Origin of the sequence: Flavobacterium aquidurense (assembly GCF_002217195.1) — a bacterium.
GTDB classification, from domain to species: Bacteria; Bacteroidota; Bacteroidia; order Flavobacteriales; family Flavobacteriaceae; genus Flavobacterium; species Flavobacterium frigidimaris.
Genome location: NZ_MUGR01000064.1, coordinates 1 through 17,611, shown reverse-complemented (window position 1 = coordinate 17,611; position 17,611 = coordinate 1). Strand labels below are relative to the sequence as shown.

General features: G+C 33.5%; 19 protein-coding genes, 1 other RNA gene and 1 pseudogene. 8 read left to right on the top strand and 13 right to left on the bottom strand.

Annotated elements, in window-relative coordinates:
* The first annotated feature begins 206 nt into the window (after positions 1–206).
* The 3 genes from B0A67_RS23665 (at position 207) to B0A67_RS23655 (ending at position 2,558) form a co-directional block, all read left to right on the top strand.
* Entirely contained in the window at positions 207–1,565 is a 1,359-nt protein-coding gene (locus tag B0A67_RS23665) for a sensor histidine kinase (RefSeq protein ID WP_072964914.1), read from the top strand.
* Between the two features lie 12 nt (positions 1,566–1,577).
* Positions 1,578–2,264 (top strand): response regulator transcription factor, encoded by a 687-nt coding sequence (locus B0A67_RS23660; protein WP_072964915.1) that lies wholly within the window; start codon positions 1,578–1,580, stop codon positions 2,262–2,264.
* 99 nt (positions 2,265–2,363) lie between these two features.
* The gene (locus B0A67_RS23655) at positions 2,364–2,558 is read left to right on the top strand and encodes a hypothetical protein (protein WP_055096600.1); all 195 of its coding nucleotides are present in this window, start codon (positions 2,364–2,366) and stop codon (positions 2,556–2,558) included.
* A gap of 57 nt (positions 2,559–2,615) precedes the next feature.
* Here the strand turns inward: B0A67_RS23655 and B0A67_RS23650 are convergent.
* Positions 2,616–2,801: pseudogene (locus B0A67_RS23650) on the bottom strand (ketopantoate reductase family protein); the annotation flags it as partial.
* Between the two features lie 272 nt (positions 2,802–3,073).
* An RNA gene (gene rnpB / locus B0A67_RS23645) (RNase P RNA component class A) lies at positions 3,074–3,391 on the bottom strand.
* 124 nt (positions 3,392–3,515) lie between these two features.
* On the opposite strand from rnpB, the gene B0A67_RS23640 reads away from it, so the two are divergent.
* The gene (locus tag B0A67_RS23640) at positions 3,516–3,809 is read left to right on the top strand and encodes an SH3 domain-containing protein (RefSeq protein ID WP_072964916.1); all 294 of its coding nucleotides are present in this window, start codon (positions 3,516–3,518) and stop codon (positions 3,807–3,809) included.
* Between the two features lie 332 nt (positions 3,810–4,141).
* Here B0A67_RS23640 and B0A67_RS23635 read toward each other — a convergent pair whose 3' ends face one another.
* The 4 genes from B0A67_RS23635 to B0A67_RS23620 form a co-directional block, all read right to left on the bottom strand.
* The gene (locus B0A67_RS23635) at positions 4,142–4,513 is read right to left on the bottom strand and encodes a LysM peptidoglycan-binding domain-containing protein (RefSeq protein WP_072964917.1); all 372 of its coding nucleotides are present in this window, start codon (positions 4,511–4,513) and stop codon (positions 4,142–4,144) included.
* Positions 4,514–4,520: 7 nt separating this feature from the next.
* A complete protein-coding gene (locus B0A67_RS23630) occupies positions 4,521–5,000 on the bottom strand; it encodes a BON domain-containing protein (RefSeq protein ID WP_072964918.1) in 480 nt (159 codons plus the stop codon).
* 123 nt (positions 5,001–5,123) lie between these two features.
* On the bottom strand, positions 5,124–5,573 hold the full coding sequence (locus tag B0A67_RS23625; RefSeq protein WP_072964919.1) for a nuclear transport factor 2 family protein: 450 nt from the start codon (positions 5,571–5,573) through the stop codon (positions 5,124–5,126).
* Positions 5,574–5,632: 59 nt separating this feature from the next.
* Positions 5,633–6,115, bottom strand: a complete 483-nt coding sequence (locus B0A67_RS23620; protein ID WP_072964920.1) for a hypothetical protein — start codon at positions 6,113–6,115, stop codon at positions 5,633–5,635.
* A gap of 204 nt (positions 6,116–6,319) precedes the next feature.
* Here B0A67_RS23620 and dnaX point away from each other — a divergent pair, with 204 nt between their 5' ends.
* Complete coding sequence (gene dnaX / locus B0A67_RS23615) at positions 6,320–7,405, top strand: DNA polymerase III subunit gamma/tau (protein ID WP_072964921.1); 1,086 nt, start codon at positions 6,320–6,322, stop codon at positions 7,403–7,405.
* A gap of 38 nt (positions 7,406–7,443) precedes the next feature.
* A complete protein-coding gene (locus tag B0A67_RS25255) occupies positions 7,444–8,034 on the top strand; it encodes a DNA polymerase III subunit gamma/tau (RefSeq protein WP_242671015.1) in 591 nt (196 codons plus the stop codon).
* Positions 8,035–8,116: 82 nt separating this feature from the next.
* On the opposite strand, the gene B0A67_RS23605 is transcribed toward B0A67_RS25255, so the two are convergent.
* From B0A67_RS23605 to B0A67_RS23575, 7 genes are all read right to left on the bottom strand, one after another.
* Entirely contained in the window at positions 8,117–8,695 is a 579-nt protein-coding gene (locus tag B0A67_RS23605) for an NAD(P)H-dependent oxidoreductase (RefSeq protein ID WP_072964922.1), read from the bottom strand.
* Positions 8,696–8,698: 3 nt separating this feature from the next.
* A complete protein-coding gene (locus B0A67_RS23600; RefSeq protein ID WP_089069581.1) occupies positions 8,699–9,733 on the bottom strand; it encodes a saccharopine dehydrogenase family protein in 1,035 nt (344 codons plus the stop codon).
* Positions 9,734–9,792: 59 nt separating this feature from the next.
* Positions 9,793–10,353 carry a Crp/Fnr family transcriptional regulator gene (locus B0A67_RS23595; protein ID WP_072964924.1) on the bottom strand — a complete coding sequence of 187 codons (561 nt, stop codon included), beginning with the start codon at positions 10,351–10,353 and terminating at the stop codon, positions 9,793–9,795.
* A 17-nt stretch (positions 10,354–10,370) separates the two neighbouring features.
* Positions 10,371–10,952: a TMEM175 family protein gene (locus B0A67_RS23590; RefSeq protein WP_072964925.1), complete on the bottom strand. Its 582-nt coding sequence runs from the start codon at positions 10,950–10,952 to the stop codon at positions 10,371–10,373.
* A gap of 149 nt (positions 10,953–11,101) precedes the next feature.
* Positions 11,102–11,992 (bottom strand): Ppx/GppA phosphatase family protein, encoded by an 891-nt coding sequence (locus tag B0A67_RS23585; protein WP_072964926.1) that lies wholly within the window; start codon positions 11,990–11,992, stop codon positions 11,102–11,104.
* A 40-nt stretch (positions 11,993–12,032) separates the two neighbouring features.
* The gene (ppk1, locus tag B0A67_RS23580; RefSeq protein WP_072964927.1) at positions 12,033–14,108 is read right to left on the bottom strand and encodes a polyphosphate kinase 1; all 2,076 of its coding nucleotides are present in this window, start codon (positions 14,106–14,108) and stop codon (positions 12,033–12,035) included.
* 8 nt (positions 14,109–14,116) lie between these two features.
* Entirely contained in the window at positions 14,117–14,602 is a 486-nt protein-coding gene (locus B0A67_RS23575; protein WP_072964928.1) for a SixA phosphatase family protein, read from the bottom strand.
* A 496-nt stretch (positions 14,603–15,098) separates the two neighbouring features.
* On the opposite strand from B0A67_RS23575, the gene B0A67_RS23570 reads away from it, so the two are divergent.
* Together B0A67_RS23570 and B0A67_RS23565 are read left to right on the top strand one after the other, a co-directional pair.
* Entirely contained in the window at positions 15,099–15,749 is a 651-nt protein-coding gene (locus B0A67_RS23570) for a hypothetical protein (RefSeq protein WP_072964929.1), read from the top strand.
* Positions 15,750–15,836: 87 nt separating this feature from the next.
* Positions 15,837–17,611, top strand: a 1,775-nt coding sequence (locus tag B0A67_RS23565) for a SprB repeat-containing protein (protein ID WP_207557382.1), incomplete at its 3' end; no start/stop codon positions are given.

Genomic DNA, 17,611 nt, shown 5'->3' with positions numbered 1-17,611 from the left:
TTAATGCGCAGTTAATGCGTTTATTATATCATAAAAGCATTATTTTTGAATTGGGAATAGCCCATAGATTTTACGGATTAAACTGGTTTACACAGGTCAACTATTTTAGAAAACCCACAAAATCTTTGACCTGCGTCACACACAGTAAAAATCCGTGTAAACCTGTTTGATACGCGTCATCAGTGTGCCATAACAAAAAACAGCTAATGAAACAAAGAATCAATTTACTAATAGCCTTTTCTGTCATCGCCTTGATTGTTTTATCGACAGTACAATGCTATTTGGTCAAAACTACTTACGATTATAAAGTGGCGCAGTTTCATACTGAAATCAAAAATACAATTGCCCGGATCTCTAATAATTACAGTGATATCGATTCTGTAATTGTTGCCAGGAAAGAAGCACTTTACAAACAATTATCCGAAAACTACATTCAGGGAAAAAACAACAAATCTGAGGTTAAAACCTATATTCTCGAAAATGAATATAACGATGTTTTAACACAGAAAATCCAACGTAAGTTTCAAAGGGAGTTACCCAACCTGAAAATAGATTTTGCCATTGTACTGAACAAATTTGTACTGTATCAAAACGCAAAAAAAATCGATACTATTTTCTCTGAAAAACCTTTTATTCAAAACAAATTATACGGAAATCTGATTTCTTTAAATCATGCTTTTTTAGTTCGCAGTTATGTTGGCACTACAAACGGAACCTACGCCAATCAAGATTATAAACTATTGACCGAAGACTCGATGTATGTTTCTGTAATCGACTGGGAAATGATTATTTTAGGACGAATGACGTTCGTTTTAATCTTGTCTTTACTTTCTATACTAACACTGATAACGCTTTTTGTTATTGCTATAAAAGCTTTAATAAAACAGAAAAAAGTAAACGATATCAAAACTGATTTTATCAATAATATCACGCACGAGCTTAAAACGCCTTTGACCACTTTAGGTATTTCGACCAGAATATTAGAGCGAAAAGACATCAGGGATAATGATGAAAATTTTAATGCAATTGTCGACACGATTTCACGTCAAAACAATCGTTTGCAAAATTTAATCGATCAGGTGATGGCAAATTCACTGGCCGAAAACGGAATAGAATTACAAAAAGAAAAAACAGAAACCGAAGATTTTCTGCTTTCAATCATACATGATTTTAAAATTACATTCCCAAAAGTCAATCTTCAAACTGATTTTCAAACACAGAAAACCATTTTAGTTTTAGATAAATTCCATCTGACCACGGCCTTTTTAAATGTTCTGGAAAATGCTGTAAAATATGGTTCTCATAAGATTCTTATAAAAACAAGAATAGTCCAAAATCAATTCTCCATTAGTATTGAAGATGACGGAATTGGAATTGAAAAGAACAAACAATCTCTTCTATTTGAAAAATTCTATCGCGTAGAGCAAGGAAATCTTCATGATACAAAAGGCTTAGGTTTAGGGTTGTATTATGTCGATCAGATTATAAAAGCGCATCAGGGCTCTGTGAGCGTTGTGAGTGATTTAGGAAAAGGAACCCAGTTTACTATTTTATTAAAAGTTTAATATTACATTATTTTGAAAAAATTACTTTTAGCTGAAGACGATTTTGATTTTGCGGGAATTTTAAAAAAATATTTAGAATTACATCAATTTGAAGTTACCTGGGCACAAAATGGAGAAATAGCTTTAGACTATTTTAAAAACCAGACTTTTGACATTTGCATTTTTGATGTCATGATGCCAAAATTGGATGGATTTTCACTGGCCGAAAAAATAATCACTATCAATCCTGAGATTCCATTTATTTTTCTAACGGCAAGAAAGTTAAAAGAAGACAAAATCATTGGATTAAAACTAGGCGCAGACGACTATATCATAAAACCTTTTGAAGTCGACGAACTTATTTTGCGTCTGCAGAATATTTTAAAGAGAATCGAACAAAAGAGAACTTTGAACGGAGAGAATATAATCGAGATTGGTTCTTATATTTTTGATAATGAAAGATTAACCCTAAATAATAAAAATCACGTTCAGCAACTCACAGAAATGGAAGCTACTCTTATTGAATATTTATATCTGAACCATAACCAGTTATTAAAAAGGGACCAAATTTTAATGTCTGTCTGGAAAAAAGATGATTATTTCTCCGGACGAAGTATGGATGTTTTTATCAGCAGGCTTAGAAAATATTTTAACTCAGATCCAAATATTAAAATCGAAAGCACTCGAAATATCGGATTAGAATTTAAAATAACACCATAACTTATTTACTGTAAATGATATAAGTTTTAGTTTCAATTGTATAACGCCACACACAAATTGCGTAATACATTTGTAATGAAACATTTAAAACCAAACATCATGAACCTAAAAAGATTTTTCGGTGGATTACTTACAATCCTCGGAATAGTTGGTTTGATTTACACTGCTGTAATATTTGCAGGTACTTCAGGCGAAACAAGAGACATTAAATCATTAATTATTTACGGCATACTTGGCATTGTCTTTTTCATGTCCGGAATTAGCTTAGTTCGTGCTACAAAAGACGAAGCTTAAACTTTTTTACGACAATAAAACAGTACTTATTTTTTCGTACAGAGGAGTTTTTACGCCCTATTTTAAACCTTCTTCGACCACAAATTTTGTCAGCGAAGTTGCCTCTATTTTATTACCTGCCCAATAATCTCTGTGCATAGATGAAGTCGCTTTTTTAGGCGATTTTTCTAGTTTTAAGATATTCTGATCTACAATATCTTCGGGGGATTGCAGACCTTTAACTTTAGCTACCAATTCAATTTCTTTAAGTAATTCGTTTCATAATCAGTAAATAAATGCCATAAAGGTGCTAAGACACAAATAAAAAAACTATATAATTACGGCTGGAAGAAACAAAAACTTAGTGTCTTTGAGTCTTGTAGCAAAACCATTTAAACAACAAAAAAATTCGCCTAAATTCACGCTTTCGCGAAAGCGAATCCGTGTCATATGCCTGCCATCAGGTAAAACAGTTAATTAGAAAAAATTTTGGATTGGTTATTTGTGAAAGCTGGTTAGAGTGTTTCACAAATATAAAAAAATGCAGACCTATAAGCCGGATTCTGTCCCTGATAAATCAGAGCCTTATCATTTATCTAGACTTACAATTACTCATAAGTTCGAGCTACCTACCCTTCAACAACGGACGAGAAGCCCTTAAATGCTGATATACTTGGTATTTCACCGCATAGAGTTTACCTGGTTTCACTACAGCATTACCTGTACATACTTTCTGTTGCACTTGTCCTTGCGCTATTTCTAACGCCGACGGGTGTTACCCGCTATGCTTCTCTCTGGTGTCCGGACTTTCCTCCCTCCCGATAAATCAGGACGACGATAAGGCGGTCTGCGGCGCAAAAATAGGCATTTATACACTAACAATAATGATTTTAAATTTTAGTTTTTCGACTTACTTTCATAACATTTTAATTTTAAATTAGTTATCTTTAAAATCCATAATTTTAAAATTCAATTATCATGATTAGAATGTATCACTACGCAACTGTTTCAAAAGCTTTAGATCAATTGAATGAGAAAGGATTTACGTTTGATTTTAATTTAAACTCAGACATGATAAAAAAGAATCCCGAAAAATTTGAAATTGTTCATGTGTATCGATACGAGGGAAATTCAGACCCGGGCGATGAGGCAGTTGTATACGGAATTAAATCAACATCAGGCAAAAAAGGAGTCTATGTATCAGGTTTCTCTGCTGACTCCGATCAGGAAACCGCCAAGTTTCTGAATGATTTGAGTATAAAAGGAAGGTAATTTTCAGGAGCTATTCCTGCTGTCCGCTGTATCTTTTCCCTTCCGCCGCGGCGGTCAGAAAAAGGATGCCGCTTCCATCAGGGCTAAGGATTTAGGTTTCAGAAGAGAGTTTTATGTTTTTACACAATCTGCGTCATTGCCAGAAACGAAGTAACTACTTTATAATTGATTGAGCAAATGAGATTGCTTCGTTCCTCGCAATGACTTAAAAAAATCTGTTTTTATCCGCGTTTACGCAATATCGAATCCGCGTCATCCGTGTGCTATAATTCACCAATAAGCATAAAAAAAGCCCATCATAAGAAGGACTTTTAAAAACAACACTTAAAAAATTATGCTGTTGGTATTTTTATTTTCCAACCCGGCTGAATCAGATCCGGATTTTTAATAATATCTCTGTTGGCTTCAAAAATTGCCTCCCACGAAACACCATGGGCTTTTCCTATTTTCGACAAAGAATCACCACCTTTTATTGTGTATTCTGTTGTGGCACCTTCAGCAACAGTAATGTTTATCACCGCATCTGCTGCTCTAAAATCAGGATCTATTTTTCCGTAAGCACTCCAGATTTTTTCTTTGTCTTCAGCTGATTTTGCTGTACCGTCTATATACAATACATTATCTTGTTCTCTTACCTGCAAATTCGCTATCCCTAAATTAGTAGCCAAATCTGTTAACTCTTTGTATTTATCTAGTAAACTCATAATGTCTTTATTTAATAGTTAACTTATTTTCTACTTTTTTAGGTTTCAATTCCTGCACACTTTTGATCAAATTTTGCAATTGATCTCTTTTGATGTCTCCTGTAAGTGTCACCACACCATCTTTGACTGTAGCACTTACGCCATTATACGTTTTTACTACCTCATTTACCGAAGTATTTAAAACAGCATCAGGGTTAATTTCTACAGGAGCAGTTTCAGTTACAGTTTCCGGTGCCGCAATTTCGCAATTGTTGACTACTGATTTAACTCCTTTAATTCCTTTAATAATACTTTCTGCATTTTGCTTGAAAGCATCATCTTTACAAATACCTGAAATAGTAGCAACACCATCTTTTACAGTAACTTCAACTCCTGGCAGAGCACTCAGTTTGGCAGAAATTTCTTTTTGAATATCTGCATCTTTAGGACCGCAAGCCACTAGTGCTAGAGCAAGGCTCATTCCTAGTAAAATAGATTTAATTTTCATATTAGATATTTTTTAATTAATTAAACATCTAAAGTTAATAAATTAATTATCAAGATTTTACATAATAATATTATAAAATTTATATTTTTTCCAGTTAAGTAATTCAACTATTTGGATTCACTCCTACTCATGCTGCGTTATATCATTATATTGCCAAAGCACATTTATTATTTTCCACTCTCCATTGGTTTTTACAATATGCATATAATCTATCCAGGCATCGGCTAGTAATTTTACTGAAGCGGTTCTTGCAGAAATATCCAGCAGTTTTACTTCTTTTCTTGGATTTCCAGGAAACTTATCTCCTTTTGCATTATAAGTCTCTGCAAGAATAACCATGTTTTCTGCAAAATATTCAGAGATATAATCTTTTTGGGCTGCTTTACTTCTAAAAACCGATCTTTTTACCAATCGCGGATGCAAAGCACTTTCCATCAATTTAGGATTGGGGTTATGCTGTGCTTCGATATAAGCCAGCGTCACTCGTTTGATATCAATTGTATCCTGCGCAGTTTGTGCGTGAATCTGAAAAGTGTAAAATGCAATTGTGATTACTAACAGGTATTTTTTCATATCGTGCGGGGTTTATAAATGGAAATCCCAAATTAACTTACGTTTCTAATCAATCTTTATTATACTAAAACTGGGTCTAAAATACGCAATAATGCTTTAATCTCATCTATTGGCATTTTTACAACTGATTCCATTTGAGCATTTTCAGAGCTAATAACTAAAACGGCTTCATTATCTTCTTCATACCCAACTGATTTAAAAGAATAGGCCGGAGACGTAATTTCCATTTCTGTTCTTCCTCCTTTAAACCAACCATAATTGGCTTCATAAATGATTTTATTTTCTAATATCTCAATAGTTTCATTGCCGTAAGTATTCCATAGAAAAACTCGTAGTACATAAAATCCAATCGCATAAAATACGCCAACTCCAATAAAATGCCCAATATTTAAACTTCCTCCAAAAGCAATATCAAAAATCACTCCTATTACTGGTAAAACAAAAAAAGCAGAAGCACAAAAGAAGATTATAGCTCTAAAAATTAATGGTGCTTTTTTGACTTTTAGACGTAGGATATTATTTTTAAAATTGTACTGGTTCATAAATAAAATAATTATTTTTAAATTTCTGCTTTATATTTTTTATAAAAATACTTGTTTTTTTATTCCAAAGACATTTAATTTTATCCAATTAAATCCCTTACTTCCTCACATTCAAATCACTTAAAATCCCCTCAAATTTTTATGAATTTCAGATTTGTGATTTGGCAAATTTCAGCCTATCTTTGCTATCGAATAAAATAGAATATGGAACAATTTGTAGTATCGGCCCGTAAGTATCGCCCACAAACCTTTAAGGATGTTGTAGGTCAGAAAGCCATTACCAACACTTTGCTGAATGCCATAGACAGCAATCATCTTGCTTCTGCTCTTTTATTTACAGGACCACGTGGAGTTGGTAAAACGACTTGCGCGCGTATTTTGGCTCGTAAAATAAACCAGCCCGGATACGATGATCCTAACGAAGATTTCGCTTTTAACGTTTTTGAGTTAGATGCAGCTTCAAACAACTCGGTTGATGATATTCGTAGTCTGATTGATCAGGTTAGAATCCCGCCACAAACCGGGCAATATAAAGTCTATATTATTGACGAGGTTCATATGTTGTCTTCGGCTGCTTTTAATGCTTTTTTGAAAACATTGGAAGAACCGCCAAAACATGCTATTTTTATTTTAGCAACAACAGAGAAACACAAGATTATTCCAACGATTTTATCTCGTTGCCAGATATTTGATTTCAAGAGAATTACCGTAAAAGATGCTAAAGAACATTTGGCTGAAGTTGCCAAAAGTCAGGGAATCAATTTTGAAGACGATGCTTTGCACATTATTGCTCAAAAGGCCGATGGTGCAATGCGTGACGCTTTATCTATTTTTGACCGTGTGGTTTCGTACTGCGGCACCAACTTAACGCGTCAGGCCGTAACTGAAAACCTAAACGTTTTAGATTACGAAACGTATATCACTATTACTGATTTACTTTTAGAAAACAAGATTCCGGATCTTTTACTGGCTTACAATGATATTCTCGCAAAAGGTTTTGACGGACATCATTTTATTGCCGGTCTGGCTTCGCATTTCAGAGATTTATTAGTAAGTAAAACTCCTGCTACAATCGCTTTGCTGGAAGTAGGTGAACAAGCACAGCAAATGTATGGTGTTCAGGCACAAAAATGCTCTCAGGAATTTTTACTAAAAGGAATTGACCTTGCGAACGACTGTGATTTAAAATATAAATTGAGTCAGAATCAACGTCTTTTGGTCGAACTATGTTTGATGCAATTGGCCTCTATCAGCTTTGATGGAGAAAAAAAAAAGTTGAGCAATTCATAATTCCCCCTACTTATTATAAAAATAGCGGTTATTCTATTGTGGAAGTTAAGACTCCAAAAGAAGAAACTGCTAATACAGCTGCACCTAATGTTGAAACTTCTATAAACAAAGAAACAACTGAAGCTCCAAAAGCAGAAACCCCAAAACCTGAAGTTAGCAACGAACCTAAAATTTCTGCTTTTTCATTGTCCAGTATTCGCAAGAAAAAAGAACTGGAAGCTAACAAACAATCTTATGTAAAACCTACTTCTATAATGCCAACGGAAGATTTTACCGAGACTGAAATGTTAGTACAATGGAATAAATATGCGCAACGTCTGGGTGACAAAGGTTTAAGAATCATGGAATCGTTATTATTAATTAACGACCCAACCTTAAACGGAACCACCATTACACTTGAATTACCTAATGAAGGCTCTAAATTAGATTTCGAAAGTCAGATTAATGGCCTTTTAGGACATTTAAAAGGACATTTGCACAATCATGATATTAAGATCGAGATCATTGTAAATGAAGCCATCGAAATGAAAAGAAGTCTTAACGATCAGGATAAATACAACCGTTTAATGGAGATTAACCCAAATATCGATCTTTTGCGTACTACATTTGGCCTGGATCTGCATACTTAAGATTTGATACCGAAATTGCACTAATTTTTATTTTAAAATTTCAGAAATTAATTCCTAAAAATTAGTGCAATTTGAGGAATCCTTATTTATTTCTCCAACCAAAACCGAATACTTTTTCAAGCCATTTTTTCCTTTGTTCCTCGTCAGCCGTTTTTATAATTCCAATATAACTGACTTTTACAGGTTTTACTCCGCAGAACTCTAAAGTAGATTTTTTTAACTGATTGACGCTTGGTCTCCCATAAAAGAATCGATAGTACCAACCCGGCTGATCTAATGTTGTGATAATATGAGCGGTTTTTCCTTTAAGCAATTTATCCCACCAAACTGAGTTTTCGCGGTATTGAAACGCCATTCCGGGTAAAAATAAACGATCTATAAATCCTTTTGTAATTGCAGGTAAACCGCCCCACCAAACGGGATGAATCCAGACTAAATGATCGGCTCTCTGAATTTTTTCCCAAGCTTCTAATAAGTCCGGTTCTAATTCAGTACGTTTTTGATAACCAAATTTGAGATTTGGATTAAAATTTAATTCAGCAATAACTATCGTCTCGACCTGAGCATTCGACTGAATTGCTCCTTTTTTATAACTATCAGTTAGTGCAAAATTGAAGCTGGAAGGATTTGGATGTCCGTTTATAATCAATATTTTTTTCATCTACTATTCGATTATTTTAAGATTAATGCTGCTATAATTATTTAATGCTTCGTAAACTTCATTCGCCGAATGAATTTGATGGCTAAAGTAAATACCACTTAATAACGTCTCACTTAACATCTTTTCGATATGGAGAACTGTAGAAAAAGCAGTTAATTCGGCCTGGCCTTTACTACTTTGCAAGCTAACTCTTTTTATTGTATCAGCAGTTTTAACAATGACTTCAAAAATGGTTTGATCGCCATTTCCACTTGAACCAAAAAGCAATTGTCTTTCTCGTAAAAACATGATATTAAAAATCTTAAGCGACTGAAAGTATCCCATTAAACTGGTTATAAACTTAGAATTATAAGTCATCTTAACTGAAACGGTAGGTATTTTTTCGATCTGATTTAAAATAAACAAATCGGGAACATCAAGGTTATAAACCTGTCGTTTTCCAATTCCGAATGAAAAATCAAATTTTTCAGAATTTAAAAAATGTTTTACTTTTTGTGGCTTGTTATTTTTATAAACAATAAATGGCTTACATACATTTTCGGCTAAAAAATTCGCTGAACTTTTCCCTGCCAGATCTTTTACAGAATAATAGATAAAAATATTGGTTTCCTGAATTTTATGTTTGTCAGGTTCTATAAAATCAACCAGACTGCCCACGATACCTCCCATCCAACCGGAACTAAAAACAATTCGGCTATTTATTTTCTGTTTATTTGCCCTGGCTAAATCATACGCAATAGTGAGATCTGGTGTTGGCTTTGTAATATCGATGTAATCCAGTTTATTTTTTATCGCAAACTGCAAAATTTCATTATTACTGTCTTTTGTACACAATACAATCAGGTCAATTTTATTTTGAGCAATACAATCAAACGTTTTTGGATTGGTAACATCAATAACTAAATCATTATTGGTTTTTCCTAACTGGCGACTTCCAACAAACAGGTTATGGTTAGGATTTCTAGACTGAAGAATTCGTAATATGACTTTACCCACTAAACCGGTTCCGCCAATTATTAAAATATTTTTTCTCATCATTATATATTGTTTTCAGCAAAAATAATGATGCAATATGTTTCGATAACCGGACAAATGTCCTATAAAATCGCTTTACGAATCCGGCTTAGATGCCTTGGCGTAACGCCTAAATAAGATGCCAAATATTGAAGTGGAATCAACTGAAGGTATTTTTGATGATTCTGATAAAGTTCTTCATAACGCTGTGTACCTGACAACTTCTGAAAAGAAATCATCCTTTTTTGAAGTGTCACATATTCCATCTCCGTTAGTTTACGGCCTATTTCCTGCCAATGAGTCCCTAAACCATATAGTTTCTGAAGGTTTTCACGGCTTATTACCTCCAACTCTGTATCTGCCAATGCCTGAATATTTTCTTCGGCAACATTTTGCGTTATAAAACTGGAAAACGAAGCCATGAATTCATTTTCGAAAGCAAAACAATTCGTGATTTCATCTCCCTGATGATTGAAGAAAAAGGATCGTAAAATTCCCTTTTTGATAAAAACAATTTCATTACAAATCTGATTTTCTTTCAATAGCAATTCTCCTTTTTTGAGCTGTCGAAAAGTAATCAAACCCTCTAAAAGTGCTAATTCATCATGAGATAAATTCTGAATGGACTGAAAAACTGATTTCATTATGTATGCGGAATAAATTAATTTTTAGAAGTAAAAACTCTTTCAATTCTTTTATCCGGAATAAGCCATAACAAGGCTACTGCCAAATAAGCCACACCAGAAATCCATTGGTTATAAAATGAAAAAACTATTCCCACAATATACAAAACAGACGAAGCGCGTCCTTTTACATCTCTGCCAATCGCTTTTGCCAATACTGAATTTTCTCCTTCATTAATGATGATAATGCGCTGCAAAATAAAATAGGCTACTGAAGATAAAAACAATACAACTCCATACAAAGTCATAGAAGCTTTTTCAAAATTATGTTCTCCCATCCATCCGGTTGCAACAGGAATCAGAGAAAGCCAAAAAAGTAAATGCAAATTGGCCCAAAGGATTTTTCCGTTGATTTTGGTCATCCCGTGAATTAAATAATGGTGATTGTTCCAGTAAATTCCAACATAAATAAAACTCAGGACATAACTTAGAAACTTAGGAATAAGTGGCTTTAAATCAGCAAACTCATGCCCCTCAGGTACTTTAATTTCTAAAATCATAATCGTTATAATAATAGCTAAAACACCATCACTAAAAGCTTCAAGTCTTGTTTTGTTCATTTATCTGTAAGTTTGGTATTATTATGATAAGTTTAAATCTTAAAAAAAAGTTGCCACTAATTTCACAAATTTACACTAATTTTTTATTCTTGTTATAAAAAATGATTCGTGCTAATTCGTGAAATTCGTGGCAAAAAATATTTAAAAAATTAAATCTTACCGTAATACATTGCTTTTACGATTCCGTCAGAAAGTCCAATTTTCGGAACGTAGATTTGGCGTGCTCCACTCCATTTCATCGCATTCAGATAAATTCTTGTTGCGTGAATAATAACGTCGGCACGATCTGAATTCAATCCCAGCTCAGCAATTCTTTGTTCGTAAGTCAAGGAATTCAAAAATGCATATTGCGAATTGATGTAAATGTATGAAAGCGGCTTTTCCTGCTGTTTTCCGGACATCTTAAACAATTTATTGATGTTTCCTCCGGAACCTATCAATGTTACTTCTTCATAATCTGCCGTATTGGTTTTGATCCATTTTTCGATTTCATCCCAAACTACATCGTGCACCATATTATTCAATAAACGAACTGTTCCGGCTTTGAATGATCTTGAATTAATTAGCTTTCCGTCAGAAAACAAAGTAAACTCCGTACTTCCGCCACCAACATCTACAAAAAGATAGGTTTCGTCTGTTTTTAATAAATGATGTAAATCGGTCGAAGCAATAATAGCGGCTTCTTTTTTACCATCGATAATTTCGATTTTTATGTCGGCTTTTTTCTTAATCAAAGCCACAACCTCTTTGGCATTATAAGCTTCACGCATTGCCGAAGTGGCAAATGCCATATAACGTTCTACTTTATGTACTTTCATCAAAAGATTAAATGCTTTCATGGCATCAACCATTCGATCTATATTTTCTTCTGAAATCTCTCCTACGGTAAAGGCATCTTGTCCCAAACGAATTGGCACACGAACAAGCGAACTCTTATTAAACTGAGGTTCTTTGCCTTCTTGTTCTACAACATTCGATATCAGAAGCCTCATGGCATTTGAACCAATATCTATTGCTGCAAGTTTCTTTATATTAATCATGCTCACTTATGATTTGAAAATTATTCTTTGTTTTATTAATTTATTTCTGCGAAACGGCTTCTAACATTGAAACTTTATTTTGGTAATATTTATAAGTTTCAAATTGAGCTCTAAATGGGGCATGGTGGTTTCGCGGCTTGTATTTGTTATCTAATTTATAGGAATGATATCTTACTTTAACATTTCCTTTCCAGGCAATATTGAAGTTATCTATTAATTCTTTCTTTATTTCAAGATCATAAATTGGGCAGGTTACTTCGACTCTTCCATCAAGGTTTCGGGTCATAAAATCAGCGGATGAAATATAAACTTCGGTTAAACCGGCATTTCCAAAAATATAAACTCTGGAATGTTCCAGATAATTATCTACAATACTTATAGCTTCAATATTCTCACTCATTCCGGGAATTCCAGGAATAAGCGAACAAATCCCTCTTACCTGTAATTGAATTTTTACGCCGGCATTACTGGCTTCATATAACTTGTCGATCATTTTAAAATCTGACAAGCTATTCATTTTAAGTTTTATATGGGTTTTTCTTCCGGCTAGTGCATGCAAAATCTCACGATCTATTAGTTTGATGAATTTTGTTCGTGTATAGTGTGGCGACACGATTAAATGCTTGTATCTGTGCACTCTGTAATTAATATCGAAAAATTCGAATATTTTCGATATATCTTTCAGAATTCCCTGATGACAGGTGAAAAGTGTTACATCAGTATAAATTTTTGCTGTCGATTCATTAAAATTTCCAGTTGAGATAAATCCGTAACGACGTGCTTTTCCGTCTTCGATTCTTTCTATGACACATATTTTACTGTGTACTTTTAAACCTTTTATTCCAAAAATAAGATCGATACCTTCCGTTTGCATTTGTTCTGCATACGAGATATTTGAAGCTTCATCAAAACGTGCCTGAAGCTCGATCTGAACGGTTACTTTTTTACCATTCTTGGCCGCATTAATCAGGGAACTAATGATTTGCGAATTCTTTGCTAAACGGTATAAAGTGATTTTGATGCTCATCACTTTTGGATCGAGGGCCGCTTCACGCAAAAACTTCGTCAGATAAGAAAAGGACTGATATGGTGCGTGTAACAAATAATCTTTTTTACTGATTTTTTCCAGAATACTTCCTCCAAGGCTTAAGCCCGGAATTGGTAATGGTTCATTGGGTTTGTAAAGCAAATCATATCTACCGAGGTTTGGAAAACTCATATAATCACGACGATTGTGATATCTTCCTCCGGGAATAATACTATCTGTTTCTACAATTTTCATTTTATCCAGAAAGAAATGCAGTGTATCGTTTTCGATTAAGTTATCGTAAATAAAACGTACCGGCTCTCCTATTCGCCTGTCTTTTACTGATGTTGCAATTTTTTCGAGCATACTTTTACTCAAATCACTGTCGATATCTAACTGGGCGTCACGGGTAATTTTGATCATGTGTGCCGAAACACTTTTATAATCGAAAATATTGAATATGTTTTTCAGATTATAACGAATAACATCATCAATTAGAATCACATAATGTTTATCATCATGTGATGGCAAAACCACAAATCTGTTTATCGTTTTTGGAATTTCAATAACAGCATAACGAACTTCATCGTTTGTATTCATCTCTAAACGAACTGCCAAATAACCTAAGGTATCTTTTAGTATAGGGAATTCTGCTAAATCATTTAAAATGATAGTTACCAGTTCCGGGCTTAATTTTTGAGCAAAAAAGTCTTTAAGAAAAATTTTCTGATCATCAGTAATCTGATCTTCGTTGATAATAAAGATATTTTCGGATTCAAGCTCTGCTTCAATATTACCTAAAATACGTAAACTTTCAGACTGTTGCTGAATTACAATTTCGGTAATGTCTTTAATTAACTGATGGGCAGAAACACCGCCTAAGTATTTTTCACCAGAAATTCCGGAAAGGCTCAATCTTCGAATTGCAGCGTAACGGACTCTGAAAAATTCATCTAAATTGTTCGAAAAAATTCCAACAAAACGCAGTCTGTCTAAAAGCGGCACTGTATTATCTCCTGCTTCCTGAAGTACTCTTGCATTAAACGCTAACCAACTTTTTTCTCTATCGATATATTTCTGTTCGTACACTATTTTATCTATTTTAAATCTTTGGGGAAAATTGTTTTATGAGTTTTACCTTTATCTATAGTATTCCAACTTTCTGCATCAAACTGTAATGATACAAAGCCAGAAGTGGGAACGTTTTCGATAAAAACATCCCCAAATTTATTAACAAAATTTGTAATAGCCTCGTTATGTCCAAAAAGAATAACGCTTTCGAAACTATTATCACATGATTTGATAATCTTTTCTAATTGTTTATCATCAAAAGTATAAAGATCGTCTTTATAAACTATACTTTCTATAGGATACGAAATGTTTTGTGCAAAAATTAATGCGGTTTCTGATGCCCGGGCGGCAGTACTGCTCCACATTATATATGTTTTAGGAAGAAATTTTGAAATATTTGAGGAAACTTCATGAGCATCTAATATTCCTTTTTTCATTAAGGGCCTATCAAAATCTTTCAGAGGTGCTTCCCAACTTGATTTAGCATGACGTATTAAAATTAAATTTTTCATAAGCGACAGGTTTAGAAACCTCTTAAGAGGTTAATATTTTTATTGAACTTCTAATTTACAAAAGAAATATCAAACCTTCTCTTTTTTTTATTTCTGTTAACATTTAATGCAAATTTTAACAAGAATAAATGGTAGGCAAAAATCTGAAAATTATAAAAATCCGAAAAACATAATTTGCCAAAATGTGCTCTTCATCTATTAAACCCAACAGTTGGTCGATTTATGAATATGTGCAAAAAATTAACTAAATACTTGATTATTAATAATTTATAATATTCAGAAAAACAGTATTTTAATCAAAAAACCAAAAAAAATACGTTTTTTTATTTGTTAAAAATGACAAATAAAAATGCTTTTTTGAGCTTTATGTAACAAAAATTTTACACTTAAACGAGTTTTTAGGTTAGTTATGGACAAAAAAAATCAAAATTAATCACTGTATATAACTTTGATTCTGTTAAAATTTGATAAATATCACAAACCTAAATACTAAGTTATGAGAACAAAAACTACTCTCGAAAAAACGCTGAAATTTGTTCATAATTGTAAGTTTATTTTTTCTTTTAAAAATAACATTTTTCAGAAAAATCTATTTGCGATACTCTTTTGTTTAATCAGTGGCGTTTCATTTGCTCAATCTGGTTCCTGCAATTCAGAAGTAATTATTAAAGGAGATAATGAACAAAAGTTTAATGGCTTTGAAACTTCATTTTTAATTCAAATTAAAAACACAGGAACTACTACAGATAGTTATCAATTATCTGCAGAGAACTTTTCGGACTTTGAAGAAAACCCCGATGGAAGTTCTTCACAAAACAACGTCTTGTTAAATAACAAGTTAGAAAGTAAAAATAATTCTACTCTTAATAAAACAATTACCCTCGCTCCGGAAGAATCTGTAGAGTTCTATGTAAAATTAAGCTTAGTTGATATTAATAAACTTGACCAATGGAATGGTACTAAAGTCATTGCAACTTCTTCCTCTTGCCCGGAAAATAAAAGTCAGGTCATTATCTACACTTACATTCCTCCGAAAAAAACAATGGGGATTGGCTATAATAAACACTCTTTAGATTTTAAAAACACAATGATTTTAAGAAAATCTTCTGTTTTATCACTGCAAAATATAGTTGTAGTTCGTTTTTAATCCCAGCCGAAATATCATATCACTATTAAATTTTTTAATATGCGAAACTTTACTTTTAAAATCAGAATAAAAATCCTTCTAAGTTTTATGTTAAGCTCCCTTTTCATAAATGTTTATGGCGGCGAAGGTACTAAACAAACGACTCCGGATATTACTCACCGAGCATCACTGTGTATAAATCATGATGAATTTGGTAATTTCGGAAAATATGGTTCTACTGACATACAAAGATTGTACATCAGAATTCAAAACCCAAATAGCGAAAAAGTATACTTAGGTTTTACTAAAGCCAGAAGAACAGCTCCTGATAATAGCAATAGCGAAGTCGATTCGAAATTCAGAATCCTAAAACCTGACGGAACTGTAGCCTATACTAATAATTTAACTACTGGTACATCAAATATAACCGGTACAGAAGCGCAACGCCTGAGCAGAGCTCAAAATGGCCCAAATGGTGTTGACGGAATTACAACGACAGGGTATGCTCCTATTGTTTTTGATCCAACGGGTATGCCGGCAGGTGATTATTGGATTGAATTTGAAAGCAATAACTCAAGTTATTCAACTATCTTTTATAACTACTACGATATTACAGTTGCTAATAATAGTACTAAAAAATCGATCCCTGGACGTCTTTATTCTAAACGTTGGGCACTTGCAATGGACGATGAAGATACTGACTTTAATGGTGCTTTCTTTGTTTTTGCTCCTGACAACGGTTCTACAACCGGAGCTGTTACTCAAAATGGCTTTGTCAATAAAATTAATTTTAATGGTGCCGGTTTTAGACCTTGGTACTTTAATGTTGCTTTTAATAATACCGGACCTGGTAACACAGGAAATACAGCAAATGATCAAAAGAGTGTATGGAATGCTACCGATGCAACCAAAATGAGTCCGAAATATGAAGTTTTTCTTTCTGATCCCGATATTAATATCTGGAAAAATGGAACATATAACGGAAACATCCAAATAAACGGAATTACCAACTGTGGTATTGGAGAAAGTAACATCAATATTAGTGTTTTTAAAAGCGGAACTATCGAAATACTTCTTGATTTTAACAATGGCGATGGTATTTACACTCCTGGAACTAAAGATGTATTAACAACACAAAGTGTATCCGGATCAGGAAATCCTCCTTATGCCGTTAGCGTACCATGGAATGGTAAAGATGGATTAGGAAACGTTATAGCTCAAGGTACTACTATACCAATTGTAGTTTCTTTTGGACAAGCTGCCTTCCATTTTCCGATGTATGATATAGAAGAAAATCAATATGGTTTTTCATGTACAACTGTGAGACCTGCTGCTCCGGCAGGATATGTGTTAAAATTTTACTGGGATGATAGTAATATTACTTATACAGGAGGTACCAACGGTGTTAAAGTAAACCTAACGGGCTGTACTCCGAGTAACGTCCCTCCGAGTGGCTGTCATACCTGGAATGGTTTTAGTAGCAATAATAATAGTTCACCTCAGTATGGAAATAAAAATACCATAAATTCGTGGTGGTATGCAAATCGGGATTTTGTAACTTCTAATATTACTTTGCCTCCTTTTTACACAATAGCATTGGGACCAACAACTAATGTAACTTGTTTTGGTGGTAACGATGGTAAAATTCAAGTGAATGTTACAAACGGAACTGCTCCATTTACCTATTACATTAATGGAGGAACAACTCCAAATACCCTACAGAGTTTAGCTGCCGGCACTTATAACATAAAAGTAGTTGATGCAAATGGCTGTTCTGCAAATTTAAATGGAATTATTATTACACAGCCTACTGCGGCTTTAACCCTTGCTGCTTCTTCTAAAACGGATATTACTTGTTTTGGAGCAAGCACAGGAAGCGTAAC